The sequence below is a fragment of the Streptomyces phytophilus genome (assembly GCF_013870535.1).
GTDB classification, from domain to species: domain Bacteria; phylum Actinomycetota; class Actinomycetes; order Streptomycetales; family Streptomycetaceae; genus Streptomyces; species Streptomyces phytophilus.
Window position 1 is genome coordinate 1 of sequence record NZ_JACBXC010001147.1, and the last position, 1942, is coordinate 1942.

Genomic DNA, 1942 nt, shown 5'->3' on the forward strand with positions numbered 1-1942 from the left:
GAGGCGCCGAGGAGATGGCGGCGGGACAGACGGTGCGAAGAGGTCATACGGCGCTCCTGCGGTCCGTGAGGTGGCTGTCTCTGTGGATTCTCACGTGGGAATGGCATCTGACAAGGGGCGGCGTCGATACGCTGCGCACCACCGACGCCCGTTGACGAGGAGCCGGCAGCCGCGCCGCGCCGCCGGAGGAGGAGAGCCGTGGAGGACGAGTCGCAGTCCGGGGAAGCGAGCCCGGCGGTGCGGAAGCGGGTGCTGGAGAGCTTCGGCCGGCAGGGGCTGATGGGCCACCTCGGTGCGCGGATCTCCCGCATCGCGCCCGGCGCGGTGCACATCGTGCTGCCGAGCAGGCCCGAAGTCACCCAGCAGAACGGCTACTTCCACGCGGGCGCCACGAGTGCGATCGCGGACAGCGCGGGCGGGTACGCCGCGTACACGCTGTTCCCCGAGGACGCCGACGTCCTCACCGTCGAGTACAAGATCAACCTTCTCGCGCCGGCCGTCGGCGACCAGTTGGAGGCGGTGGGGACGGTGCTGAAGCCCGGGCGGACCCTGACGGTGTGCGGGCTGGAGGTGTTCGGGCGCCGCGACGACGGCACCCCCAAGCTCGTCGCCAACGGCCAGCAGACGCTGATCCGGGTGCCGCGGGAGCGCTGACTCCGCGTAGGCTGGCGGCGGCCTTGTGGGGGGTTTACCGATGCGTCGCATACTGGCGGGCAGCGCCGTCGTGATCGCTTTGACGGCGGGCTGCTCCGGCTCCGACGAACTCGGCCCGGTCACCGGCGAGTGGACGGCGGAGGGCGCCCAGCCGGCGGGCTTCGCGCACTTCGGGGACCGCGCGATGATCAGGGTCGCCGGCGGCGAGGCCATACTCGGTACGTCTCCGGCGAGCCTGTGCGGCGGCGCGTCCGTCGAGGCCACCGGGGACGACGGCTTCCGTATCGCGTTCGCCGGCGCGAGTTCGTGCGTCACGGTCGACGTCCCGGTGAGCCTGGACGTCGAGGTCGACGGCGACACGATGCGGGCCACCCCGACCGGCGCCCCCGGCGACGCCGTGTTCCGCTTCCGCCGGGCGGACTGAGCGGCGCGGACGAGGCAGGGCCCCGTCAGGCGATGCGGCGGGCGAGGAGGGCGGCCTGCGCGCGGTCGCGGCAGCCCGTCTTCGCCAGCAGGCGGCTGACGTGGCTCTTCACCGTGTGCTCCGAGACGACGAGGCGGGCCGCGATCTCCGCGTTGCTCAGGCCCTCGCCGATCAGCAGCAGCACGTCGTGCTCCCGCGGGGTGAGGTCCGCGACGCGGTCCAGGCCCGCGCCGCGGGCGCGGCGGCCGGCGGCGTAGCTGCGGATGAGGCGGCGGGCGACGCTGGGGCTCAGGGCGCCGTCGCCGGCGGCCGTGGCGTGGACGGCGGCGGTGATCTCCTCGTACGACGCGCTCTTGAGCAGGAAGCCGGCCGCGCCGCCGGTGAGGGCCTCGTCCACGTACTCGTCCATGTCGAAGGTCGTGAGCATGAGCACCTTCGTACGGTCCAGGAGGCCGCGTTCCGCGAGGCGGGCCAGGACCCACAGGCCGTCGTGGCCCGGCATCCGGACGTCGAGCATGAGCACGTCGGGCGCGAGGTCGGCGGCCAGGCGCAGGGCGTGGTCGCCGTCGCCCGCGGTGCCGACGACGGTGCAGCCGGGGCGGGTTTCGAGCATCAGGCGGAGCCCGTCGCGTACGACGCGCTCGTCGTCCGCGATGACGACGCGCACGGCGGCGGCCCCGGGTTCAGCGTTCCGCGGCAACGGACCCTCCCACCGCCGAGGCCCCCGAGGCCGCCGAGGCCGCCGAGGTCCCCGGGGCCGCCGGGAGCACGGCCGCGACGGCGAAGCCGCCGTCCGGCGCCGGGCCCGCCGTGAGTTCGCCGCCGAGGGCCGCGACGCGCTCGCGCAGCCCGGTGAGCCCCACG

General features: G+C 74.7%; 3 protein-coding genes and 1 pseudogene. 2 read left to right on the forward strand and 2 right to left on the reverse strand.

The features are described 5' to 3' along the window. Positions 1–198 precede the first annotated feature (198 nt). Together H5J30_RS30100 and H5J30_RS30105 are read left to right on the forward strand one after the other, a co-directional pair. The gene (locus H5J30_RS30100; RefSeq protein ID WP_181790549.1) at positions 199–654 is read left to right on the forward strand and encodes a PaaI family thioesterase; all 456 of its coding nucleotides are present in this window, start codon (positions 199–201) and stop codon (positions 652–654) included. A gap of 40 nt (positions 655–694) precedes the next feature. Continuing rightward, positions 695–1078 (forward strand): hypothetical protein, encoded by a 384-nt coding sequence (locus H5J30_RS30105; RefSeq protein WP_181790551.1) that lies wholly within the window; start codon positions 695–697, stop codon positions 1076–1078. Between the two features lie 25 nt (positions 1079–1103). Here the strand turns inward: H5J30_RS30105 and H5J30_RS30110 are convergent, their stop codons facing one another. Continuing rightward, complete coding sequence (locus H5J30_RS30110) at positions 1104–1778, reverse strand: response regulator (protein ID WP_258563604.1); 675 nt, start codon at positions 1776–1778, stop codon at positions 1104–1106. After that, positions 1762–1942, reverse strand: a pseudogene (locus H5J30_RS36090) (sensor histidine kinase); the annotation flags it as partial. The pseudogene H5J30_RS36090 and the gene H5J30_RS30110, both read right to left, overlap by 17 nt.

Coding starts and splice junctions, on each gene's coding strand:
- H5J30_RS30105 (WP_181790551.1), top strand. CDS start 695: ATGCGTCGCATACTGGCGGGCAGCGCCGTCGTGATCGCTTTGACGGCG.